At 69.5% G+C, this 22,819-nt stretch carries 26 protein-coding genes; 11 read left to right on the top strand and 15 right to left on the bottom strand.

What is annotated here, in order from left to right:
- Position 1: 1 nt before the first annotated feature.
- The 5 genes from QTI33_RS04070 to QTI33_RS04050 form a co-directional block, all read right to left on the bottom strand.
- Positions 2-628 carry an FMN-binding negative transcriptional regulator gene (locus QTI33_RS04070; RefSeq protein ID WP_286504472.1) on the bottom strand — a complete coding sequence of 209 codons (627 nt, stop codon included), beginning with the start codon at positions 626-628 and terminating at the stop codon, positions 2-4.
- A 55-nt stretch (positions 629-683) separates the two neighbouring features.
- The gene (locus tag QTI33_RS04065) at positions 684-1,370 is read right to left on the bottom strand and encodes an ankyrin repeat domain-containing protein (RefSeq protein ID WP_286504471.1); all 687 of its coding nucleotides are present in this window, start codon (positions 1,368-1,370) and stop codon (positions 684-686) included.
- Positions 1,371-1,375: 5 nt separating this feature from the next.
- Positions 1,376-1,903, bottom strand: a complete 528-nt coding sequence (locus QTI33_RS04060; protein ID WP_286504470.1) for a GlcG/HbpS family heme-binding protein — start codon at positions 1,901-1,903, stop codon at positions 1,376-1,378.
- 138 nt (positions 1,904-2,041) lie between these two features.
- The gene (locus QTI33_RS04055) at positions 2,042-2,665 is read right to left on the bottom strand and encodes a response regulator transcription factor (RefSeq protein ID WP_286504469.1); all 624 of its coding nucleotides are present in this window, start codon (positions 2,663-2,665) and stop codon (positions 2,042-2,044) included.
- Positions 2,662-4,146, bottom strand: a complete 1,485-nt coding sequence (locus QTI33_RS04050; protein ID WP_286504468.1) for a sensor histidine kinase — start codon at positions 4,144-4,146, stop codon at positions 2,662-2,664. Before QTI33_RS04050 ends, QTI33_RS04055 begins: the two co-directional genes overlap by 4 nt.
- A 114-nt stretch (positions 4,147-4,260) precedes the next feature.
- Here QTI33_RS04050 and QTI33_RS04045 point away from each other — a divergent pair, with 114 nt between their 5' ends.
- The 3 genes from QTI33_RS04045 to QTI33_RS04035 are packed head-to-tail and all read left to right on the top strand — an operon-like array spanning position 4,261 to position 7,667.
- Positions 4,261-6,156 carry an ABC transporter ATP-binding protein gene (locus QTI33_RS04045; RefSeq protein WP_286504467.1) on the top strand — a complete coding sequence of 632 codons (1,896 nt, stop codon included), beginning with the start codon at positions 4,261-4,263 and terminating at the stop codon, positions 6,154-6,156.
- A 7-nt stretch (positions 6,157-6,163) separates the two neighbouring features.
- On the top strand, positions 6,164-7,192 hold the full coding sequence (locus QTI33_RS04040; RefSeq protein WP_286504466.1) for a phospholipase D-like domain-containing protein: 1,029 nt from the start codon (positions 6,164-6,166) through the stop codon (positions 7,190-7,192).
- Positions 7,193-7,199: 7 nt separating this feature from the next.
- Complete coding sequence (locus tag QTI33_RS04035; RefSeq protein WP_286504465.1) at positions 7,200-7,667, top strand: tetratricopeptide repeat protein; 468 nt, start codon at positions 7,200-7,202, stop codon at positions 7,665-7,667.
- Here QTI33_RS04035 and QTI33_RS04030 read toward each other — a convergent pair.
- Positions 7,628-8,089, bottom strand: a complete 462-nt coding sequence (locus QTI33_RS04030) for a LysR substrate-binding domain-containing protein (RefSeq protein WP_286504464.1) — start codon at positions 8,087-8,089, stop codon at positions 7,628-7,630. The genes QTI33_RS04035 and QTI33_RS04030 overlap by 40 nt on opposite strands.
- On the opposite strand from QTI33_RS04030, the gene QTI33_RS04025 reads away from it, so the two are divergent.
- From QTI33_RS04025 to QTI33_RS04015, 3 genes are read left to right on the top strand one after another with little or no spacing between them, the layout of a single operon-like run.
- Complete coding sequence (locus QTI33_RS04025) at positions 8,075-8,569, top strand: hypothetical protein (protein ID WP_286504463.1); 495 nt, start codon at positions 8,075-8,077, stop codon at positions 8,567-8,569. The genes QTI33_RS04030 and QTI33_RS04025 overlap by 15 nt on opposite strands.
- Positions 8,570-8,590: 21 nt before the next feature.
- Positions 8,591-9,760: a M20 aminoacylase family protein gene (locus tag QTI33_RS04020; RefSeq protein WP_286504462.1), complete on the top strand. Its 1,170-nt coding sequence runs from the start codon at positions 8,591-8,593 to the stop codon at positions 9,758-9,760.
- 4 nt (positions 9,761-9,764) lie between these two features.
- A complete protein-coding gene (locus QTI33_RS04015; protein WP_286504544.1) occupies positions 9,765-11,162 on the top strand; it encodes an L-serine ammonia-lyase in 1,398 nt (465 codons plus the stop codon).
- Positions 11,163-11,392: 230 nt separating this feature from the next.
- On the opposite strand, the gene guaA is transcribed toward QTI33_RS04015, so the two are convergent.
- The 4 genes from guaA to guaB form a co-directional block, all read right to left on the bottom strand.
- A complete protein-coding gene (gene guaA, locus QTI33_RS04010; protein WP_286504461.1) occupies positions 11,393-13,006 on the bottom strand; it encodes a glutamine-hydrolyzing GMP synthase in 1,614 nt (537 codons plus the stop codon).
- 9 nt (positions 13,007-13,015) lie between these two features.
- The gene (locus QTI33_RS04005) at positions 13,016-13,450 is read right to left on the bottom strand and encodes a type II toxin-antitoxin system VapC family toxin (protein WP_286504460.1); all 435 of its coding nucleotides are present in this window, start codon (positions 13,448-13,450) and stop codon (positions 13,016-13,018) included.
- Positions 13,447-13,695 (bottom strand): type II toxin-antitoxin system Phd/YefM family antitoxin, encoded by a 249-nt coding sequence (locus tag QTI33_RS04000; protein ID WP_286504459.1) that lies wholly within the window; start codon positions 13,693-13,695, stop codon positions 13,447-13,449. The genes QTI33_RS04005 and QTI33_RS04000 overlap by 4 nt, the downstream gene beginning before the upstream one ends.
- Before the next feature lie 77 nt (positions 13,696-13,772).
- Positions 13,773-15,242 carry an IMP dehydrogenase gene (guaB, locus tag QTI33_RS03995; protein ID WP_286504458.1) on the bottom strand — a complete coding sequence of 490 codons (1,470 nt, stop codon included), beginning with the start codon at positions 15,240-15,242 and terminating at the stop codon, positions 13,773-13,775.
- Between the two features lie 167 nt (positions 15,243-15,409).
- On the opposite strand from guaB, the gene QTI33_RS03990 reads away from it, so the two are divergent.
- Complete coding sequence (locus QTI33_RS03990; protein ID WP_286504457.1) at positions 15,410-15,949, top strand: DUF4124 domain-containing protein; 540 nt, start codon at positions 15,410-15,412, stop codon at positions 15,947-15,949.
- A gap of 25 nt (positions 15,950-15,974) precedes the next feature.
- On the opposite strand, the gene QTI33_RS03985 is transcribed toward QTI33_RS03990, so the two are convergent.
- A complete protein-coding gene (locus tag QTI33_RS03985) occupies positions 15,975-16,307 on the bottom strand; it encodes an RnfH family protein (protein WP_286504456.1) in 333 nt (110 codons plus the stop codon).
- The gene (locus QTI33_RS03980) at positions 16,307-16,753 is read right to left on the bottom strand and encodes a type II toxin-antitoxin system RatA family toxin (protein WP_286504455.1); all 447 of its coding nucleotides are present in this window, start codon (positions 16,751-16,753) and stop codon (positions 16,307-16,309) included. Before QTI33_RS03980 ends, QTI33_RS03985 begins: the two co-directional genes overlap by 1 nt.
- A 62-nt stretch (positions 16,754-16,815) precedes the next feature.
- Here QTI33_RS03980 and smpB point away from each other — a divergent pair, with 62 nt between their 5' ends.
- From smpB to QTI33_RS03960, 4 genes are all read left to right on the top strand, one after another.
- Positions 16,816-17,295: an SsrA-binding protein SmpB gene (gene smpB / locus QTI33_RS03975; RefSeq protein ID WP_286504454.1), complete on the top strand. Its 480-nt coding sequence runs from the start codon at positions 16,816-16,818 to the stop codon at positions 17,293-17,295.
- 72 nt (positions 17,296-17,367) lie between these two features.
- A complete protein-coding gene (locus tag QTI33_RS03970; RefSeq protein WP_286504453.1) occupies positions 17,368-17,874 on the top strand; it encodes an RNA polymerase sigma factor in 507 nt (168 codons plus the stop codon).
- Between the two features lie 12 nt (positions 17,875-17,886).
- Positions 17,887-18,627: an anti-sigma factor family protein gene (locus tag QTI33_RS03965; protein WP_286504452.1), complete on the top strand. Its 741-nt coding sequence runs from the start codon at positions 17,887-17,889 to the stop codon at positions 18,625-18,627.
- Positions 18,628-18,672: 45 nt separating this feature from the next.
- Complete coding sequence (locus QTI33_RS03960) at positions 18,673-19,056, top strand: COG4315 family predicted lipoprotein (protein ID WP_286504451.1); 384 nt, start codon at positions 18,673-18,675, stop codon at positions 19,054-19,056.
- 69 nt (positions 19,057-19,125) lie between these two features.
- Here the strand turns inward: QTI33_RS03960 and QTI33_RS03955 are convergent, their stop codons facing one another.
- From QTI33_RS03955 to truB, 3 genes are read right to left on the bottom strand one after another with little or no spacing between them, the layout of a single operon-like run.
- On the bottom strand, positions 19,126-19,998 hold the full coding sequence (locus QTI33_RS03955) for a DMT family transporter (RefSeq protein WP_286504450.1): 873 nt from the start codon (positions 19,996-19,998) through the stop codon (positions 19,126-19,128).
- A 53-nt stretch (positions 19,999-20,051) separates the two neighbouring features.
- The gene (gene typA, locus QTI33_RS03950) at positions 20,052-21,875 is read right to left on the bottom strand and encodes a translational GTPase TypA (protein WP_286504449.1); all 1,824 of its coding nucleotides are present in this window, start codon (positions 21,873-21,875) and stop codon (positions 20,052-20,054) included.
- On the bottom strand, positions 21,872-22,819 hold the full coding sequence (truB, locus tag QTI33_RS03945) for a tRNA pseudouridine(55) synthase TruB (protein ID WP_286504448.1): 948 nt from the start codon (positions 22,817-22,819) through the stop codon (positions 21,872-21,874). Before truB ends, typA begins: the two co-directional genes overlap by 4 nt.

Below are 22,819 nucleotides of genomic sequence, written 5' to 3'. Positions count from 1 at the left end.
GTCAGGCCTCCCCGGTGATGCCGAGACGCTGCATCCACTCCGCCAACGCGCGCTCGTCGGGGCTGCCCTGGCGGTAGACATCGAAGGTCGCGGCATGCGCTTCCTTGCGATGCTGGTTCAGCTTGACCTTGCACTGCAGCGCCGTCACCTTCAGCTCGAAGCCGACGATGCCGTTGAGCATCTTGTGCTGGAACTCCTGCCCGAGGTCGCGCCATTGCTGCGCGTAGGCGGGCTCGTGCTGGCCGATCAGGCGCTTGAGCAGCGCATCCTTCTCGTCGGGGTCCTCGACCAGGCGCGCTTCGACCGTGCAGTTCACGGCCAGGTAGTTCCAGGTCGGCACCCGCGCCAGGTCGGGATAGACCGACGGCGAGAGGTAGGCATGCGGGCCGAGAAAGCTCACCAGCGCCCGCGGCCGCGCCTTCAGGTAGCGCCATTGCGCATTGGGCTTGGCGCAGTGGCCCCAGAGCACGAAGTCGTCCGCGCCCCGTTCCTCGAGCACCAGCGGCAGGTGCGTGACGTAGGGCAGGCCCTGGTCGTCGTTCGAGATCAGGGTGGCGAACGGATGGTCGCGCATCAGCCGCGCGGCGACGGCGCGGTCGGTGACGTTGAACTGCGGTGGCATGTACATGGGGCTGGTTCCTGCGATCCCTCGAAAGGACCGCTCGATTGTCCCCGAGCCGCCCCTATCTGGCGCCTGCGGCCCGCAGCTTTTCGACCATCGCGGCGTAGCCCCGTGCACTCGCGAGCTGCAGCGGCGTGTGGCCCTGGCGATCGGCCAGCTGCAGGTTGGCGCCGGCGTCGACCAGCGCGACCAGCGTGCGCTGGTGGCGCGCCCCGCCGTCGCCGAGCACGATGGCCTCGATCAGCGCGGTCCAGTGCAGGTTGTTGACCTGGTCGAGGGGCGCGCCGGCGGCGATCAGCCGGCGCACCACCTCGTCGTGCCCGAGATGGGCCGCGGCGATCAAGGCCGTGCCGTCGTAGCGGCTGGTGGTCTGGCCGGGGTTGGCGCCGAGCGACAGCAGCAGCGCCAGGGTGGGCACGTCGTCGGCGACCGCGGCGATGGTGACGGCGTCGTAGCGGTCGTTCTCGAAGGCGTCGAGCCTGGCGCCGGCCCTGGCCAGCACGCCGATGGCCTCGCGCTGCCGCGCATAGCTGGCCACGTGCAGCGGCGTGCGGCCCATGGCGTCGCGCGCCTCCAGGTCGGCGCCGCCGGCGATCAGCGCCTTCAGCTGCGGCAGGTCGCCGCGCCAGGCGGCGCGGTGCAGGCCCTGGTAGGCCTGCGCCTCGGCGGCGGCCGGCGCCACCTGGGCCGGCGCCGGAACGGCCAGCCCGGCAGCCAACAGCGCCAGAGCGACGGCCACGGCCTTCATCGGCATCAACCCAGCTGGCCCTTGACCTTGTCGAGCGCCGCGTTGGCGCATTGCTCGTCGAGCTGGCCGCCCGGCGCGCCGCCAACGCCGACGGCGCCGATGACCTCGTTGCCCGCCTTGACCGGCACGCCGCCGCCGAGCAGCAGGAAGCCCGGGATGTTGACGAGGTTGGCGGCGGCGGGGTTCTTCTGCGCGTTTTCCATCATCGCCAGGGTCGGCGCCTTGGCCGAGGCCGAGGTCCAGGCCTTGCGCTCGCTGGCGCCCAGCGTGTGCGAGCCGGCGTTGTTGGCGCGCTGGACGGCACGCACGGTGCCGGCGCGATCGACCACCGTGGCGGCGACCGCGTAGCCGTTGGCGGCGCAGGCGGCCACCGCCGCACCGGCGATCTCGTTCGCCAGTTCGAGCGACATGTTCTTCTCGGCGCGCACGGCCGGGCTCGGCGCCGGGGCCGGTGCCGCGGTCTGGGCCTGGACGCCCAGGACGGAAGCGGCGAGCAGGACGGCGAGGCTGCCGAGGCGAAGGGACGGGTTCATGGAGTTCTCCGAAGGTTGGGATCGAGACACGCCGGCACATCGCCGGCGGTGGCGCAATTTTGGGAACTGCCGCCCCGGCCGCCCATTCGTACGGCTACCCTCGCCGCTCCGTAGAAATACGGAGCGCCGCGCGAGCGCTCAACCGGCCGCCTCGACCAGCCCCGCATAACGCCGGATCAGCTGCGCCAGCGAATCGCATTCGAGCTTGGCAAAGAGATTGGCCCGGTGCGTCTCCACGGTGCGCGGCGAGAGCGCCAGCGCGCGCGCGATCTCCTTGTTGGTGAGCCCCGCGACGATGAAGCCCAGCACCTCGCGCTCGCGCTCGGACAGCTGCTGGTAGCGCTCGCGGGCGGCCTGGTCGGCCTGCGTGCGCTCGCGCGAGTCGACGTGGCGGCGCACCGCCTGCTGGAGCGCCTCGAGAAGCTGCTCGTCGTCGACCGGCTTCTCGAGGAATTCCGCCGCCCCGGCCTTGAAGGCGCGGCGGCACATCTCCACCGTGCCATGGCCGGTGAGCATGATCACCGGCTGGTCGACGCCCTGCCCGACCAGCGTGTCGAGCAAGGCGAGGCCGCCGATGCCGGGCATGCGGACGTCGAGCACGATGGCGCCGATGCTCGCGCGGTCGAACTGGTCGAGGAAGGCCTGCGGATCGCCCCAGGTCTGGGTGCGCAGGCCGACCGTGCCGATCAGCAGCGCCAGGCTCTCGCGCACCGCGAGGTCGTCGTCGATCAGGTGGATCAGCGGGGACAGCGGTCCGCTCATCGATGCATCTCCTGGGCACGGCCGCCGGCGAGCGGCAGCCGCAGCGTGAAACGGGCGCCGCGCGGCTCGGCATGGGCCGCTTCGAGCGCGCCGCCCATGCCGCTCGCCAGCGTTTCGGACAGGCTCAGGCCGAGCCCGAGCCCACCCTCGCGGGTGCTGAAGAACGGCTCGAAGACCCGCGGCATGGCTTCGGGCGACAACCCGGCGCCGTTGTCGCTCACGGCGAGCAGGCCGCGGCCGGCCTCGACGCCAACGGACAGGCGCAGGCGGCGCTCGCCGGACGGCACCTCGTCGAGCGCCTGCAGCGCGTTCATCAGCAGGTTGTGGACGATCTGCTCGAGCGCCACCGGCTCGGCCAGCACCCAGACCGGGGCCGCTGCCGTGTCGTCGATGGACGGCGTCACGGCGCGCCTGGCCAGTTCGGGCGCCAGCAGGTGGAGTGCGCTGCGCAGCGCTTCCTGCAGCGCCACGGGCTGCAGCTCGGCCTGCCGGTCGGGCCGCTCGATCACCCGCCGCAGCCGGCCCACCACGTCGGCGGCCCGGCGTGCCTGCTCGGCCGCCTGCTTCATCGCCGAGCGCGCGGTCGCCAGTTCGGGCGGCTCCTCGGCCAGCAGCCGCTGGGCGGCCTGGGTGTTGGCCAGCACCGCGGTCAGCGGCTGGTTCAGTTCATGGGCCATCCCGGCCGCCAGCTCGCCGAGCGCGTTGAGCCGCGCGACCTGGCCCAGCCGCAGCAGTTCCTCGGCGCGGCGCCGCGCAATCCGCTGGCGCCGCAGCGCGTAGGCGCCGCCCAGCGCGGCGGCCACGGCCAGCGACCAGGCGGCCATCGCGGCCCAGGGCAGTCCGGTCCAGGCCACCCGCTGTTCGGCAACCAGCTCGAAGGCCTGGCTGTCCGAGGCCAGCACCTTGCGGAAGTCGAAATGCCAGCCGCCCTCGGCGGCCGCGGCGCCCGGCTGCACCACGAAGCGCTGCCCCCCGTGCTCGAGCGTCACCCGCACCGGGCTGGTCTTCGGGTCCATCGGCCAGTCGCGCCAGGGCACGGCCGTGGCCAGGTCGATGGCCAGCGCATAGCTGACCGGCAAGGCGCCGATCACCAGCCGGTAGCGGCCGCTCGCGAAGTCGCCGGCGACGAATTCGGGACGCTGCAGCTGGCGCGAACGGGCTTCGGCCGGCGCCAGCGACGGGTCGAGCCACGCGGCGCCGGCCTCGCGCCGCTCGACGTCGAGGATCGACGGGTAGACCGATGGCAGCCGGCGCTCGGAGCGGGCCGCGCCCGGCACCGGCTCCAGCAGCGCCAGCGTGGCCAGCACGGCGTCGTACTGCACCACCTGCTGGCTCATGAGCCGGTGGGCGATGCGTCCGTTGACCTCGAAGTCCTCGCGCAACTGCCGCAGCTCGCCGCGCGCGAGCCAGACCGCGCCGGCGCCGGAGACCAGCAGCCATGCGAGCCACCAGCCCCCTTGCGTACGCAACCATTGCCTCATGGCGGGGGATTGTGCCCGGGCCGCCGGCGGGGCCGGGGCGGTGCTTGCGTCGGCTGCGGACCTCAGCCCACAATCCGTCACGCCCAGGCGCCCTCCACTCCCTCCAGGCTTCGCATGTCCACACCTCTACCCGCAGAATTGCCGGCGGCCCCGGAGACGCCACAGCATTCCGCCACCCGGGTGGCCCGGCACGCCGCCCTGGCGCAGGGCCAGGACACGACCCGGCTGGTGCGGGGCCTGCTCAAGCCCTACCGCGGCTGGCTCGCGATCGTGCTGGCGGCGATGCTGGTCGAGATCCTCATGAGCCTGGCCGCGCCCTGGCCGCTCAAGCTGGTGCTCGACGACGCGCTCGGCACCCACCATCTGCCGAGCTGGCTCGAATGGGCGCACCAGCTGGGCATCGGCCGCCATACGCTCGGGGTGGCGCTGTTCGCCGGCCTCGCGACCCTGGCGATCGCGGTCATCGGCGGCATCGCGAGCTACATCGACAACTACTACACCACCAGCATCGGGCAGTGGGTCGCCAACGACCTGCGGCTGCGCATCTACGAGCACCTGCACCGGCTCTCGCTGGCCTTCTACGACACCGCCAAGACCGGCACCCTGATGTCGACCATCACCAGCGACGTCGCGACGGTGCAGAGCTTCGCCTCGTCGTCGACGCTGTCGATCGTGGTGGACATCGTCACCATCGTCTTCATGCTGGGGCTGATGATCTGGCTCGACTGGGACTTCACGCTGATCGCGATCGCGGTGATGCCCTTCCTGCTGCTGTTCGTGTTCCGCTTCAAGAAGGCCGTGAAGGAAGTGACGCGCGAGGTGCGCGTCAAGCAGAGCGAGATCGTCGCCGTGGTGCAGGAAGGCCTGGGCTCGGTGCGCGCGATCAAGGCCTTCGGCCGCCAGGACCTCGAGGTGACGCACATGGCGGCGGCCAGCCAGGCCAGCACCGAGGCCGCGCTGAAGGCCCGGCGCATCAAGTCGCTGCTGTCGCCGGTGGTCGCCGTGGTGGTCGCCCTGTGCACCGGCATCGTGCTCTGGAAGGGCACGGCGCTGATCATCGCCGGCACCATGACCGCCGGCGCGCTGACCGTGTACCTGGCCTACCTGAGCAAGTTCTTCAAGCCGGTGAAGGACCTCGCCGGCATGGCCAGCACCATTGCCCAGACCACGGTCGCGCTGGAGCGGATCCAGAAGATCCTCGGCGCCGACGACATCATCCGCGAGCGCGCGGACGCGAGCGACCCCGGCCGCGCCCGGGGCGAGGTCCGCTTCGAGCACGTGGCCTTCGGCTATGGCAGCGAGGCGCCGGTGCTGCGCGATGTCAGCTTCACGATCCAGCCCGGCCAGGTGGTCGGCATCGTGGGCCCGACCGGCAGCGGCAAGTCGACGGTCGTGAGCCTGATGCCGCGCTTCTACGACCCGACCTCGGGGCGGGTGCTGATCGACGGCGTCGACATCAGCCACCGCAAGCTGGCGCCCTTGCGCGCCCAGATCGGCTTCGTGCTGCAGGAGACGGTGCTGTTTCGCGGCACCATCGGCGACAACATCGCCTACGGCAAGCCGGGCGCGACCCGCGACGAGGTCGTGGCCGCCGCCCGGCTGGCCAACGCCGACGAGTTCATCGCCCGCATGCCCCACGGCTACGATTCGATGGTGGGCGAACGCGGCGACACGCTGTCGGGCGGCCAGCGCCAGCGCATCGGCATCGCGCGGGCGGTGATCCGCAACAGCCCGATCATGATCCTCGACGAGCCCACGGCCGCGCTCGACACCGAATCCGAGCGGCTGGTGATCGAGGGCCTGGAGCGGCTGATGCAGGGCCGCACCGTGATCATGATCGCCCACCGCCTGAGCACCCTGCGCAACGCCGACAAGATCATCGTCCTGAAGGACGGCGTCGTGGTCGAGGAAGGCACCAACGACGAACTGGTGGCCCTCGGCGGCGTCTATGCCGAGCTGCACCGCATCCAGTACCAAGACCCGGCGGCCCACGCGGCCGCCACCGCCTGAGGCCGCCATGTCCCACCGACTGATCGTTCTGCCCGACGACACCGCCAAGCCGATCCTGGACGCGATCAACGCGGCCAAGCTGGCGTTGAACATCCGGATGTTCCTGTTCACCGACGAGACCCTGATCGGCGCGGTCATCGCCGCCAAGCAGCGCGGCGTCAAGGTGCGCGTGATGCTGAACCCGGCGCGGCGAACCGGCGAGACCGAGAACGAAGCCGCCCGCAAGGCGCTCGTGGATGCGGGCATCGAGGTGCGCGACAGCAACCCCAAGTTCGACCTGACGCACCAGAAGTCGATGGTGATCGACAACCAGGTCGGCTTCGTGGAATCGCTCAACTGGGAGCCCAAGGACCTGACCGAGACGCGCGACTACGCGGTGGTCACGACGCACGACCTCGAGACCCGCGAGATGGTGGACTGCTTCGACGCCGACTGGGCGCACGAGGACTTCATGCCGCATCCCGAGTCGCGCCTGATCTGGTGCCCCGACAACGGCCGCCAGCGCGTCGCCGCGTTCATCGACGGCGCCCAGGACTCGCTCTGGGTGCAGAACGAGCGCTACCAGGACATGGTGATCATCGAGCGGCTGGTGCGCGCGGCGACCCGGGGCGTGAAGGTCCACATCCTGACCAAGCCGCCGCATTCGCTCAAGGCCGAGAAGCTGATCGAGGGCGTGGGAGGGCTGCGGATCCTGCAGGACGTCGGCGCCAAGGTGCACACCATGAAGCACCTGAAGCTGCACGCGAAGATGATGCTGGCCGACGGCCGGCGCGCCATCGTCGGCTCGATCAACCTGGCGCCGGGCAGCTTCGACGGCCGGCGCGAGCTGGCGATCGAGACCGACCACGACGGCACCGTGCAGCGGCTGGCGCAGACCGCCCAGCGCGACTGGGCCTCCTCGCACAAGATCGACCTCAGCGACGCGGGCCTGCTGCACGACCTGCAGAAGCGCCAGCTGGACCCGAGCCGGCTGGTGCTCGACGGCGCCGGCGAACCGGCGCCGGACAAGCCGAAAAAGCACAAGTCGAAGGAGTGAGCGCACCATGAACAAGCAACTTGCCTTCGGTGCGGTGCTGGCCGCACTGGCCATCCAGGCCGCGCAGGCGGCCGACACCGTCTCGGCGCCGCCGGCGCTGCAGCTGGCCGCCGCCCGCTCGCAGATCGCCGCCAAGAACTGGCCGGCGGCCATCGCCGAACTCGAGCGCGTCAAGGACACCCGCAGCGCCGACTGGAACAACCTCATGGGCTACAGCGTGCGCAAGGGCCCGAACCCCGACTATGCGGCGGCCGGCCGCTATTACGACGCCGCCCTGCGCATCGACCCGATGCACCGCGGGGCGCTCGAATACTCGGGCGAGCTGTTCCTGATCCTGGGCGACCTGCCGCGGGCCGAGGAGCGGCAAGCCAGGCTGACGAAGATCTGCACCGTGCCCTGCGAGGAACTCGAAGACCTGCAGGCGGCGATCGGCCGCTACAAGGCGGCCGGCAACAAGTACGTGCCCGAGCCCTGATCGGGCGGCGCTTCGCGGCTGGCCGCGCCCATGGTGCGGGCCATGTCGTCCACGATCAGCCGCAGCAGTTCGGTGGCGGCCGGCGCCAGCATCCGGCCGTGGCGCGAGATCACGTGCGAGCGGCCCTGGTGCAGCAGCGGATTGCGCATCGGCAGTTCGAGCACCGCGGCCGAGTCGAGGTGCGGCGGCAGCGACATGCGGGTGCTCAGCGCATAGCCCAGGCCGGCGACCACGAAGTAGCCCAGCGCGCTGAACGAACTGGTCGTCAGCAGGGTCGGCAGCCGCACGCCCTCGCCGATCTCGGCCGCCTCGATGTGCTGGCGCACCCCGAAGCTGCGCTGCAGGGTCGCCCCCGGGTAGGGCACCAGATCGGCCAGCCGCAGCGGCCGGCCCAGCCGCGCCAGCGGATGGCTCTCGAGCACCAGCGCCTGGATCGGCTGCGGGTGCGAATGGCCGGCGTCGCCGCCCCCGAGATGCGCTTGGCCGACACCCTGGTCGCCTGGATCGTGATGGCCGGCGGCGTGATGATCGGCAACCTGCTGTCGTTCAAGGTGCCGCTGCTGGACTCGCTGGTCGGCATGCTCGCCGTCATCGCCGTGGTGGCGGTGGTCGGGCTGGTCAAGCGCCTGCTGCCGAAGATGCCGATGGTGCTGGTGCTCTCGCTGGTGGCGACGGTGGCCGGCATTCCGGGCCTGCTGCCGTTTTCGGATGCGCTGATCGCGGTCACGGCCAAGCTCAACTTCCTCGCCTTCACCACGCCGGTGCTGGCGCTGGCCGGCTTTTCGGTCGCCAAGGACCTGCCGATGTTCCGCCTGCTCGGCTGGCGCATCGTGGTGGTCTCGCTGACCGCCACCGCCGGCACCTTCCTCGGCGCCACGCTGATCGCCGAATTCTTCCACTGACCCCACCGAGACGAATCGCCCATGTACCGCGAACCCGAGATTGCCGAAGACACGCGCCAACGCATGCTGGCCTGGCGCCACGACATCCATGCCAACCCCGAGACCGCCTTCGAGGAGCACCGCACCGCGAACGTGGTCGCCAATGCCCTGATGCTGATGGGCATCCCGGTGCACCGCGGCCTCGCCGGCACCGGCGTGGTGGGCACGCTGACGAACGGCGAGGGCCCGAGCATCGCGCTGCGCGCCGACCTCGACGCCCTGAACATGACCGAGCTCGGCGAGCGCGCCCACAAGTCCACCTGCGTGGGCAAGATGCACGGCTGCGGCCACGACGGCCACACCGCGATGCTGCTCGGCGCGGCCGACCACCTGGCGCGCCACAAGCCCTTCAAGGGCACGGTGCACTTCGTCTTCCAGCCGGCCGAGGAGAATGAAGGCGGCGGCCGCCGCATGGTCGACGAAGGCCTGTTCGAGCAGTTCCCGGCCGACGCGGTCTACGGCATGCACAACTTTCCCGGCATGCCACGCGGCCAGTTCGGCATCCGCACCGGCACCATGACCGCCTTCCTCGACACCTTCGAGATCGTGATCACCGGCAAGGGGTGCCACGGCGCGATGCCCGAGACCGGCATCGACCCGGTGATGATCTCGGCGCAGCTGGTCAATGCCCTGCAGACCATCGTGAGCCGGCGCGTCGCCGCCACCGATTCGGCGGTGGTCAGCGTGACCCAGATCCATGGCGGCGACACCTGGAACGTGGTGCCCGAGAGCGTGGTGCTGCGCGGCACGGCGCGCACGCTCGACGCCGCGATCCAGGACCGGCTGGAGGCCGCCATGGGGCAGATCTGCGCCGGCATGGCCCAGACCCACGGCGCCGAGGTGGCGCTCAAGTACATGCGCGGCTACCCCGGCGTGGTCAACACGGCCGCCGAGACCGCGGCCGCCGCGGCCGCCGCCGCCAGCCTGGTCGGCGAGGCGCAGGTCCACACCGACATCAAGCCGGCGATGGGTTCGGAAGACTTCGCCTTCATGCTGCAGAAGCGGCCCGGCGCCTACATCGGCATCGGCGCCGGCGAAGGGCCGAACGACCCGCCGATCCACAACCCCTACTACGACTTCAACGACCGGATCCTGCCGCTCGGCGCAGCCTACTGGGTGGCACTGGTCAAGCAACAGCTTTCGGTCGCATAGTGCGCTGATGCTGTCCGTCTTCGACATCTTCAAGGTCGGCATCGGTCCGTCGAGTTCGCACACCGTCGGGCCGATGCGGGCGGCGCTGATGTTCGCGCGGGCGCTCGACGCCGAAGGCTTGCTGGCGGCGACGGCCGGCGTGCGCGTGCGGCTCTACGGCTCGCTCGGTGCGACCGGGCACGGCCATGCGACGGACGTGGGCGCGATGCTCGGATTGATGGGCGAGGCGCCGGACACGGTCGACCCGGCCACCGTCCGGCCGCGCCTCGATGCGCTGCGCCGCAGCGGCCAGCTGGCCCTGCTCGGCCGCCATTTGATCGACTTCGAACCGGGCCGCGACATTGAATTCGTCGGCCACGAATCGCTGGCCGAGCATCCCAACGGCATGCGGATGGTCGCGCTCGACGCCGCGGGCGCGGTGCTGGCCGACCGCTGCTACTTCTCGGTCGGCGGCGGCTTCGTGGTCGAAGGCGGCGCCGCCGCGGCGCCTTCCGATGCCTCCGCCGGCCTGGCGTGGCCCCATCCCTTCCGAACCGGTGACGAACTCATCTCGCGCGCCAGCCAGCAGGGCCTGACCGTGGCGCGGCTCATGCTGGACAACGAAGGCGCCTGGCGCGCCCCGGGCGAGGTCCGAGCCGGTGTCCTGCGCATCTGGGACGTCATGCAGCAGTGCGTGCGCCGCGGCCTCGGCATCGACAACGCCAGCGCTTCCGAGCGCCTGCCCGGCAACCTCAACATCCGCCGCCGTGCCCCGCAGCTGCACCGGGAGCTGTTGGCGCGCGATGCCGGCGCCGCTGGCGCCGACCCGCTGGCAGCGATGGACTGGGTCAATGCCTTCGCGATGGCGGTCAACGAGGAAAACGCCGCCGGCGGCCGCGTGGTCACGGCGCCGACCAACGGCGCGGCGGGCGTCATCCCGGCAGTGCTGCACTACTACCAGAAGTTCTGCCCCGGCGCCTCGGAAGACGGCGTGGTCGACTTCCTGCTCACCGCAGCCGCCATCGGCATGCTCTACAAGGCCAACGCGTCGATCTCGGGTGCCGAGGTGGGCTGCCAGGGCGAGGTCGGTGTCGCTTGCTCGATGGCCGCCGGGGCGCTGGCGGCCGTGCTCGGCGGCACGCCGGCGCAGGTCGAGAATGCGGCCGAGATCGGCATGGAGCACAACCTGGGCCTGACCTGCGATCCGGTGGGCGGGCTGGTGCAGATTCCGTGCATCGAACGCAACGCCATGGGCGCGGTCAAGGCCATCAACGCCGCGCGCCTGGCGCTGCGCGGCGACGGCAGCCACTACGTGTCGCTCGACGCCGTCATCAGGACCATGATGCAGACCGGCGAGGACATGAAGTCGAAGTACAAGGAGACTTCGCTGGGGGGCCTGGCGGTCAACGTCGTGGAGTGCTGAGGCACCCGGCGATCAGCCGTGCAAGGGCCAGCGCCCGAGCGGCACATGCCGACCCTGGCCGACGAAGCTCTGGATCAGGACGAACTCGCGGGCCTTCCAGGCCACAGGCGCCACCGACTGCTCCGGCAGGTTGCCAAGGCCGATCAGTTTGACAAGAATCTAAAAAGATCACTCAGAGTGATCTTTTCACGCCATCAACGAACCTCGCGTTGCTCGTCGACCGCGGGTTTTCACTCCCACTCGATCGTCGCCGGCGGCTTGCTGCTCACGTCGTAGGTCACGCGGTTGATCCCGCGCACCTCGTTGATGATCCGCCCCGACACCTTCTTCAGCAGCGCATAGGGCAGCTCGGCCCAGTCGGCGGTCATGAAGTCGCTGGTCTGCACCGCGCGCAGCGCCACCACGTAGTCGTAGGTGCGGCCGTCGCCCATCACGCCGACGCTCTTGACCGGCAGGAACACCGTGAAGGCCTGGCTCGTGAGGTCGTACCAGGTCTTGCCGCTCGCCGGGTCGATGAAGTTGTGCAGTTCCTCGATGAAGATCGCGTCGGCGCGGCGCAGCAGGTCGGCGTATTCCTTCTTGATCTCGCCGAGGATGCGCACGCCCAGGCCCGGGCCCGGGAACGGATGGCGGTACACCATGCCGTGCGGCAGGCCGAGCGCCACGCCGAGCTCGCGGACCTCGTCCTTGAACAGGTCGCGCAGCGGCTCCAGCAGCTTCAGGCCCAGTTGCTCGGGCAGGCCGCCGACGTTGTGATGGCTCTTGATCGTCACGGCCTTCTTGCTCTTGGCGCCGCCCGACTCGATCACGTCCGGATAGATCGTGCCCTGGGCCAGCCACTTGGCGCCCTTCGCGCCCGCGCTGGTGAGCTTTGCCGCCTCCTGCTTGAACACCGTGACGAACTCGCCGCCGATGATCTTGCGCTTGGCTTCGGGATCGCTCACGCCGGCCAGCTTGCCGAGGAACAGCTCGCTGGCATCGACACGGATCACCTTGGCATGCAACTGGCCGACGAACATGTCCATCACCATGTCGCCCTCGTTCAAGCGCAGCAGGCCGTGGTCGACGAAGACGCAGGTCAGCTGGTCGCCGATGGCGCGATGGATCAGCGCCGCGGCCACCGACGAATCGACGCCGCCCGAGAGGCCGAGGATCACCTCCTCGTCGCCCACCTGCTGGCGGATCGCCTCCACCGCCTCGGCGATGTGGTCGCGCATCACCCAGTCGCGCCGCGCCGCGCAGATGTCGACCACGAAGCGCTCGAGGATCGCCTGGCCCTGCTGCGTGTGCGTGACCTCGGGGTGGAACTGCACCGCATAGAAGTGCCGCGCCTCGTCGGCCATGCCGGCGATCGGGCAGCTCTCGGTCGAGGCCATCAGCTTGAAGCCCGGCGGCAGTTCGGTGACCTTGTCGCCGTGGCTCATCCAGACGTTGAGCATGCCGTGCCCCTCGTCCGTCGTGAAGTCGGCGATGTCGCGCAGCAGCTCGGTGTGGCCGCGCGCGCGCACTGCCGCGAAGCCGAACTCGCGCTTGTGGCCGCCCTCGACCTTGCCGCCCAGCTGGTGCGCCATGGTCTGCATGCCGTAGCAGATGCCGAGCACGGGCACGCCGAGCTCGAACACCGCCTGCGGCGCCTTGTCGGTGGTGTCTTCATAGACGCTGGCGTGGCTGCCCGAAAGGATCACGCCCTTGAGCGTGCCGTCCTTGGCGAACTCCCGCACCCAGTCGTCGCTGACGTCGCAGGGGTGGACCTCGGAAAACACGTTCGCCTCGCGCACGCGGCGCGCGATCAGCTGGGTGACTTGCGAGCCGAAGTCGAGGATGAGGATCTTGTCGTGTTGCATGGCGAAGACTCAGAGCGTTGAAATGTCGAAGAGGCGGACACCCGCTTGCGGCGCCGCCCGGATGAGCTGCGGGTCGAAGGTGGCGAGGGGAAGGTCGAGCGAGCGGGCCAGCCAGAGATAGCCCGCGTCGTACTGCGAGACACCGGCGTCGATGGCCACGGCCAGCACGGCCTTGTGCTGGGCCGGCGCCAGCTCGTGCAGCTCGACCCGATGCCGGATGGCATCGAGCACGCTCCACAGCCCTTCGACCGCCGCCGACGGAATGCGCCCGCTGCGCACGCCGTTGGCCAGGATGTTGGCGCACTCCCACTGCCAGGCGTTGGGTGCCTGCGGCTCGACCTCGTCGCGGCGGATCGCGGCGTAGAGCTTGCGGGTGTGCTCGCTGGCCTGGTCGGGCAGCAGCCAGGCCGCCGTGACCGAGGCGTCCATCACGAAGGCGGTCATGCCGCGCGCCCTTCGTCGCGCAAGGCGCGCGCGTCGGAACCCGGCCGGATGGTGGCGTGCAGCGCATCGATCTGGCCCAGTTCACGGGCGATCTGCTCGTCGGTGATGACCGGCTTGCGGCGTACCGGCAGCATGCGCACGACTTCCTTGCCGTGGCGCGTGATGCGCACTTCCTCGCCCTTCTCGACCAGGTCGATCAGGGCCGAGAAGTTGTTCTTGGCTTCAGCGATGCCGAGGGATTGCATTTGGGCCAGAAAATAGTGATCTGGCCCAAATTCTAACGCCAGTCTGGCCTGAATCTCAAACTCTGGCCAGATCAGGCTTACTCGGCCCTGTAGTTCGGCGCTTCCTTGGTGATCTGCACGTCGTGCACGTGGCTCTCGCGGATGCCGGCCGTGGTGATCTCGACGAACTCGGCCTTGTTCTTCATGTCGTCGATCGTGGCGCAGCCGCAGTAGCCCATGCTGGCGCGCAGCCCGCCGGACATCTGGTAGACGATCGAGACCATCGAGCCCTTGTAGGGCACGCGGCCTTCGATGCCTTCGGGCACCAGCTTGTCGGCGTTCGGGTTGCCGGTGGTCGATTCCTGGAAGTAGCGGTCGGCGCTGCCCTGCTGCATCGCGCCGATCGAGCCCATGCCGCGGTAGCTCTTGTAGCTGCGGCCCTGGAACAGCACGATCTCGCCCGGCGCCTCTTCGGTGCCGGCGAACATGCCGCCCATCATCACGGTGCTGGCGCCGGCCGCGATCGCCTTCGCGATGTCGCCCGAATAGCGCACGCCGCCATCGGCGATCAGCGGCACGCCGGTGCCCTGCAGCGCGGTGGCGACGTTGTCGATCGCCATGATCTGCGGCACGCCCACGCCGGCCACGATGCGGGTGGTGCAGATCGAGCCGGGGCCGATGCCGACCTTGACCGCGTCGGCGCCGGCGTCGGCCAGTGCCCGGGCGGCGTCGCCGGTGGCGATGTTGCCGCCGATCACGTCGACCTGCGGATAGTTCTGCTTGACCCAGCGCACGCGCTCGATCACGCCGGCGCTGTGGCCGTGCGCGGTGTCGACCACGATGGCGTCGACGCCGGCCTTCACCAGCGCCTCGACGCGCTCCTCGGTGCCTTCGCCCACGCCCACCGCAGCGCCTACGCGCAGGCGGCCGCTGGAGTCGCGCGCCGCGTTCGGGAAGCTGGTCTGCTTGGTGATGTCCTTCACCGTGATCAGGCCCTTGAGCTCCCAGGCCTCGTTGATCACCAGCAGGCGTTCGAGCTTGTACTTGTTGAGCAGCGCCTTGGCATCGGCCAGCGTGGTGCCGTCGGGCACCGTGATGAGCCTGTCGCGCTGCGTCATGATCTCGCTGACCGGCACGTCGTAGCGGCTCTCGAAACGCAGGTCGCGGCCGGTGACGATGCCGACCACCTTGCCGGCGTCGCAGACCGGGAAGCCCGAGATGCCGAGCTGATCCGACAGCGCCATCACCTGGCGCACCGTGTGCGTCGGCGTGATCACCACCGGATCGCGCAGCACGCCCGATTCGTAGCGCTTCACCTTGGCCACCTGGGCGGCCTGTTCGGCGGGGGTCAGGTTCTTGTGAACGATGCCGATGCCGCCTTCCTGCGCGATGGCGATCGCGAGGCGGGCTTCGGTCACGGTGTCCATCGCGGCTGAAACCAGCGGCAGATTGAGCGTGATGTTGCGGGAGAGCCGGGTGGCGAGGGAGGTGTCCTTGGGCAGGACCTGGGAGAACGCTGGCACCAGCAACACGTCGTCGAAGGTGAGCGCTTTGCCGAGAAGGCGCATGGGTGAAGCTCCAAAAGATGGATTGTAACGAGGGCTCGGCGTCCGGGCAGTTGGAGGGACAAGCCGTGGCGGCGAGCGGTGGTCCCGGTGCGGCCAAATGCCGCCCGAGCGTTGCAAATACGCCAGCAAGCACGTTGCAAAACGTAAGGCGGCGCTAAACTTGGCGCATGAAGCTCGCGCAGTTGCTCCTCATCGGGTCCGTTTTCCTGCTGCCCCTGGGTGCGCACGCCCAGTGGCAGTGGCTCGACAAGGACAACAAGAAGGTCTTCAGCGACCAGGCGCCGCCGCCGGACATCCCCGACAAGAACATCCTGCGCCGGCCCAACGCGCCGCCCAAGCGGCTGAACTTCAGCGCGCCGTCGCCAGCAGGCGAGGCGACCGACACCGCGCCGGCCGCACCGCCGGCGGCCGGCCCTGCCCCTGCCCCCGCTGGCGCTGCCAAGGGTGCCGGCGTCGACAAGGAACTCGAGGAGAAGGCCCGCAAGGCCGAGGAAGCCGAGAAGGCCAAGCAGGCCGCCGAGGCGCAGAAGATCGCCCAGGCCAGGGCCGAGAACTGCAGCCGGGCGCGCCAGGGCAAGGCGACCATGGACAGCGGCATCCGCGTCGCCCGCGTGAATGCCCAGGGCGAGCGCATCATCATGGACGACGAGGCGCGCGCCAGCGAGCAGAAGCGCCTCGACGCCGTCATCGCCTCCGACTGCAAGTAGCGACCGCCGCCCGTGGGCGGACGGTTCAGTACCCTGCCTTGCCGCCCTTGCGGCGGTTCGCGAAGAGCCCCGTGCCGCGCGCGCCCTGCTGGCGGAAACGCTCGCGGCGCGCCACCTTCGGATCGACCGTGAGCGGGCGGCACAGCTCGACCCGGTCCAGGTCGCGCACGGCCTGCTCCCATGCCACCGCGCGGCCCCAGATGCCCGGCGACAACGCGGCCCAGCCGAGACCGGGCAGCGCCTGCGCCAATCCGCTGGCCATGACGGCATCGCGCACCGTCGCACCCGGCGCGACGTCGAGCACCTGCTCGAAGACCTCGCGCGCTGCCGGCGAACAGGCCACCGTGACCCGGGGCATCAGGTGGCCCCGTAGACGTGCTCGGCGCGCTTCACGAAGGCCTCCACCAGGTTCGAGGCAATCTTGTCGAACACCGGGCCGACCAGCGCCTGCAGCGCGAAATTGCTGAAGCCGTAGCTCAGGTTGAGCTCGACCCGGCAGGCGCGTTCGCCCTCCTCGCCGACCGGCGTGAAGGTCCAGACGCCATCGAGGTTGGAGAACGGGCCGTCGACCAGCTTCAGGTGCACCTCGCGGCCCGGTACGTGGGTGTTGCGGGTGGTGAAGCTCTGGTGAAAGCCGCTGAAGGCGAGGCCGACCTCGGCCGTCATGCCGAGCTCGCTCTGCTCGATGACCTTGGAGCGGTCGCACCACGGCAGGAACTCGGGATACTTCGCCACGTCGGTGACGAGCGCGTACATCTCTTCGGCGCTGTACCAGATAAGAACGGACTTGTGGACTGTTTTCATAGAATCGGCACAGCGTGCGCGACGGATTGTATTGAAGCCATGCAGCCCTCACCTGAAACACCATGGCCACCAAAAAGAAGCAAGACCCCTCCTCCCGCATCGCCGACAACAAGAAGGCCGCGTACAACTATTTCTTCGAAGAGCGCTTCGAGGCCGGCATGGTGCTCGAAGGCTGGGAGGTCAAGTCGCTGCGCGAAGGCAAGGTGCAGCTGACCGACGGCTACGTCGTGATCCGCGAAGGCGAGCTCTACGTGATCGGCTGCCAGATCAACCCGCTCAAGTCGGCCTCGACCCACATCAACCCGGACTCGGTGCGCACCAAGAAGCTGCTGCTGCACAAGGAGCAGATCCGCCGCCTGATCGGCAAGGTCGAGCAGAAGGGCTACACGCTGGTGCCGCTCAACCTCCACTGGAAGGCCGGCAAGGTCAAGTGCGAGATCGCCCTGGCCAAGGGCAAGGCCGAGCACGACAAGCGCGACACCATCAAGGACCGCGAAGGCAAGCGCGAGGTCGAGCGCGCCATGAAGAGCCGCAGCCGTTGACGACAAAGTTTTTTTCGCGGCCGGTGGAATAAACGGCGGCCCGTTGGCGTTCGTGCATCAGGTACATCATCCATGGATCCACGCGCCCTCGTCCCCCACATCCCGAGCCTGCGGCGTTACGCGCGCGCGCTGACCGGCGACGCCTGGGCGGCCGACGACCTGGTGCAGGACACGCTGGAGCGCGCCTGCAGCAAATGGCGGCTCTGGAGCCTGGGCACCGACCTGCGGGCCTGGCTGTTCACGATCATGCACAACCAGTTCGCCAGCCAGCTGCGGCGGGCGCCGCCGCGCGCCATGGTCGACATCGACGAGGCCGCGCATGAACTGCGCGCCGCCGACGCCCAGCGCGACCAGGCGATCGACCTGCAGCGCTGCTTGCTGCTGCTGCCCGAGGACCAGCGCGCGGTGCTGCTGCTGGTCGCGCTCGAAGACCTGTCGTACGCCCAGGTGGCGAAGGTCCTCGGCATCCCGGCCGGCACCGTCATGTCGCGCCTGTCGCGGGCGCGCACCCGCCTGCAGGCCCTGATGGACGAGGCGCCGCCGGTCGCCGGCCGTACGGCCCTGCGCCGCCTCAAGTAACGGCCGCCCGCCATGAACATCCCACCTCCGCCCCTCGACGACGACGATCCGCACGCCTGGCTGGCCCAGCGCGACGCCCTGCGCCAGCTGCACCGCGAGGTGCTCGACGAGCCCGTGCCCGCGGCCCTGCTGGCGGCGGCGGGCGCCGGGGCGGCGCCGCGCGGCGCCGACGCCCCATGGCTGCGCTGGGGTGCCATGGCGGCCGCCGTGCTGATCGCCTTTGGCGCCGGCTGGATCGCCAATTCGCAGTGGCTGCGCGCCACCGGCAGCACGGCGCGTCTGGCGCGCGCCGTGCCGGCCGCGCAGGAGTTCGTGCATGCGGCAGCGGTCGCGCATGCGGTCTACGCGCCCGAGAAGCGGCATCCGGTGGAAGTCGCCGCGGCCGAGCAGCAGCACCTGGTGCAGTGGCTGTCCAGGCGGCTCGACCGGCCCTTGAGACTGCCCGACCTGTCGGCCCAGGGCTACACGCTGGTCGGCGGCCGGCTGCTGCCGGGCAGCCAGGGGCCGCGGGCGCAGTTCATGTTCGAGGGCGCCGGCGGCGAGCGTGTGACGCTGTATGTCGGCAGCCTCGATGGCGCGGCGGGCTCGGCGGCCGGCGAAACCGCCTTCCGCTTCGCCACCGAGGGCCCGGTGCCGAGCTTCTACTGGGTCGATCGCGGCTTCGGCTACGCTCTGGCGGGCGCGCTTGCGCGCGATGCCTTGCTGGGCCTCGCGACCACCGTCCACCGCCAGCTCGAAAATGCCGGCGGCTAGACTGTCCGGGCTGCATTCCGTTTTTTTAACCGAAGGAGAAACTTCATGAAACTGCTCAGCGCCTCGATTCTTGCCGCTGCCCTGCTCGCCGGTTGCGGCAGCATGTCCGGCAAGGCGCCGGACACTCCGACCCGCACCGCCGACGGCGTGCTGATCGGCCCCTCCGGCATGACGCTCTACACCTTCGACCGCGACGTCGTCGGCAGCGGCAAGTCCGCCTGCAACGGACCTTGCATCACCGCCTGGCCGGCCCTCAAGGTGGCCGACACGGCCAAGCCGATGGGCGCCTACACCATCATCACGCGCGACGACGGCACCAAGCAATGGGCCTACAAGGGCGCGCCGCTCTACTACTGGTCGAAGGACACCAAGGCCGGCGACAAGACCGGCGACGGCGTCAACGGCGTCTGGAAGCTCGCTCGTCCCTGAGCGCCCTGCGCCCGGGAGGCGCATCCGCAATGAAGAAGGCCGGCGTCATGCGCCGGCCTTTTTTCTTGCTCAATGCGCCGTGGGAAGCGCCTGTCGGGAGGCCTCGCGCCGGTCCCGCAAGCCCAGCCATTCATTGAAGACCAGCGCGCCGATGACCAGTGCGCCGCCCGTCAGCACGGCCGGCTCGGGCTCCTCGCCGGCGCCGATCCAGGCCAGCGCAATGCCGAAGATCACCTCGAGCAGGGCCAGCAATGCCACCTCCGGCGCCTTCAGGACGCGCGCGCACAGCACCGACAGGACGCAGGGGATGGCCAGCTGGAACAATCCGAGAAAGGCCAGCAGGCCGAGGTCGTGCGCATTGGCCTGGAAGGGCCAGGCCAGCGGCAGGGTGACCGCCGATGAAATGACTGCGCCGATCAGCACCGCGGGCACGAGGTCGATGTCGTGGCCCTTGGCGTGCGCATGCTGCACCACGGTCCAGTTGCAGGCGCCGGCCAGCGGCACGCACAGCGCCACCAGGGTCCCCAGCAGCTGCCCCTCGCCGAGCTGGGTGCCGTACATCCAGCCGATGCCCAGGCCCGCCACCACGATGGCCGCCCAGGTGCGCGCAGGCAGCCTGTGGCCGATGAACAGCCGGGCGCCGAGTGCGGTCAGCAGCGGGCCCAGGGCCATCGTCACCAGCACGTTGGCGACGCTGGTCAGCGTGAGCGCGACCATGAAGGCCGTGAACATCACGCTCCAGCAGATGCCCGAGATCCACAGCGCGCGGCCGCCCTGCCGGATCTTGGCGAACACCGTGCGGCCCTGCCACAGCGGCAGGATCACGGCCAGTGACAGCAAGGTGAAGAAGCTGCGCCAGAAGGTCACCTCGAAGCTGCGCGCATGCTCCAGGTGCCGCGTGACGACGCCGGCCGTGGCCCACATCAGGGTCACGACCACCATCAGCCAGACGGCCCTCCCATGAGTCAAACCAGGTCTGCCCATGGCCTTCGAACTTACTCGCGCGAAGCGCGCTTGCGCTCGTGTTCCTTCAGGTAGCGCTTGCGCAGGCGCACGCTCTTGGGCGTGATCTCGACCAGTTCGTCGTCCTCGATGAACTCGACGCCGTATTCCAGCGTGAGCTCGATCGGCGGCGTGATCTTGATCGCGTCTTCCTTGCCCGAGACGCGGAAGTTGGTCAGCTGCTTGGTGCGCGTGGCGTTCACCACCAGGTCGTTGTCGCGGCTGTGGATGCCGACGATCATGCCTTCGTACACCGGGTCGTTGGCGCGCACGAACATGCGGCCGCGGTCGTCCAGCTTGCCCAGCGCGTAGGTGAAGATCTCGCCGTCGTCCATCGAGATCAGCACGCCGTTCTTGCGGCTGCCGATCTCGCCCTTGAAGGGTTCGTACTTGTCGAAGATGTTCGAGATCAGGCCCGAGCCGCGCGTCAGGTTCAGGAATTCGTTGGTGAAGCCGATCAGGCCCCGCGCCGGAATCCGGTACTCGAGGCGCACGCGGCCGCGGCCGTCCGGTTCCATGTTGACCAGTTCGCCCTTGCGCTCGCCCAGCGCCTGCATCACGCCGCCCTGGTGCTGGTCCTCGATGTCGGCCGTGACGAGCTCGATCGGCTCGTGCTTCTCGCCGTCGATGTCGCGGAACACCACGCGCGGCTTGGAGACAGCCATCTCGAAGCCTTCGCGGCGCATGTTCTCCAGCAGGATGGTCAAGTGCAGTTCACCGCGGCCCATGACCTCGAAGATGCCTTCCTCGTCGGTCTCGCTGACCCGCAGCGCCACGTTGTGCTGCAGTTCCTTCTGCAGCCGGTCCCAGATCTGGCGGCTGGTGACGTACTTGCCTTCGCGGCCGGCCAGCGGGCTGGTGTTGACGCAGAAATTCATGGTCAGGGTCGGCTCGTCGACCTTGAGCATCGGCAGCGGCGCCGGGTTCGACGGGTCGGTCACGGTGACGCCGATGCCGATGTCGGCGATGCCGTTGATCAGCACGATCTCGCCCGGGCCGGCCTCGGTGGCCTGCACGCGCTCAAGGCCCTGGAAGGTCAACACCTGGTTGACGCGGCCCTTGACGGTCTTGCCGTCCGGGCCTTCCATCACCACCACGTCCATCATGGGCTTGATGGTGCCCTGGCTGATGCGGCCGACGCCGATGCGGCCGACGAAGGTCGAGAAGTCCAGCGCCGAGATCTGCAGCTGCAGCGGCGCCTTCGGGTCGCCCTTCTGCGCCGGCACATGCTTCAGGATGGTGTTGAACAGGGCCGACATGTCGGGACCCCACTGCTCGCCCTGGCCGCCTTCTTCGAGCGACGACCAGCCGTTGATGCCCGAGGCATAGACCACCGGGAAGTCGAGCTGTTCGTCGGTCGCGCCGAGCTTGTCGAACAGGTCGAAGGCCGCGTTGACCACGTAGTCGGGACGCGCGCCGGGCTTGTCGACCTTGTTCACCACCAGGATCGGCTTCAGGCCGAGGGCCAGCGCCTTCTTGGTCACGAAGCGGGTCTGGGGCATCGGGCCCTCTTGCGCGTCGATCAGCAGCACCACGCCGTCGACCATGCTGAGCGCACGTTCGACCTCGCCGCCGAAGTCCGCGTGGCCCGGGGTGTCGACGATGTTGATGTGGGTGCCTTCCCAGGTCACGGCGCAGTTCTTGGCCAGGATCGTGATGCCGCGTTCTTTTTCGATCGCGTTGTTGTCCATCACGGTGTCGACCACCTTCTCGTGCTCGGCGAAGGTGCCGGACTGGCGCAGCAGCTGGTCGACCATGGTGGTCTTGCCATGGTCCACGTGGGCGATGATGGCGATGTTGCGAATCTGTTGGGTCATGGTGTCGCTTCGGTCAAAAGTAATGTCTGCTGGATTTCGATGGGGCTCAGCAGCCGCCCCGGGATCAGTTCGCCGGCCTTCACGTGGGCCGTGCCCAGGAAGGCTTCGGGCTGGCGGCCGAACACGGCCACCGCGGGCGCGTCGGGCCAGGGGCCGCGGCGGCGCAGGCCCGACAGGAAACGTGCGGCATCTTCGGCGCCGAGCGTGACGCGCGTGTGATCGGCCACCAGGGCTTCGGTCGGCCGCAGGCAGGCCAGCCGCTCGTCCTCGTCCATGGCCTCGAGCGCTTCGAGCGTGATGCACTGCGAAGCGTCGAAGCCGCCAGTGGCGGTGCGCCGCAGCGACGTGAGGTGGGCGCCGCAGCCGAGCGCTTCACCGATGTCCTCGCCGAGCGTGCGGATGTAGGTGCCTTTGCTCACGGTCGCCCGGATGCGGATGTCGTTCGGGGACGCCGCTTCGAGCGCGAGTTGGTAGATCACGACGTCGCGCGGTGCGCGCTCGACCTCGATGCCCTCGCGGGCGTATTCGTAGAGCGCGCGGCCGTCCTTCTTGAGCGCGCTGTGCATCGGCGGCACCTGGCGGATCGGTCCCGTGAAGCGCGCCTGCACGCGTGCCAGGTCGTCGGCATTCACGGCGACCGGACGCTCGGCGATCACATCGCCCTCGGCGTCGCCGGTGGCGGTCTTCAGGCCCAGGCGGGCAGTCGCCTCGTAGGTCTTGTCGGCGTCCAGGTGGAGCTGGCTGAACTTGGTGGCCGAGCCGAAGCACAACGGCAGCACGCCGGTGGCGAGCGGATCGAGCGTGCCGGTGTGGCCGGCCTTTTCGGCGCGCAGCAACCACTTGGCCTTCTGCAAGGCCTGGTTGCTGGAGAGACCCAGCGGTTTGTCGAGCAGCAACACCCCATGCACAGGGCGCCGCTGCACCCTTGTGCGTGGCGCGTTCAT

Origin of the sequence: Variovorax davisae (assembly GCF_030316845.1) — a bacterium.
GTDB classification, from domain to species: domain Bacteria; phylum Pseudomonadota; class Gammaproteobacteria; order Burkholderiales; family Burkholderiaceae_C; genus Variovorax; species Variovorax davisae.
Note: the sequence above shows the minus strand (reverse complement) of the source record. Positions and strands in the feature narration are given on the sequence as shown.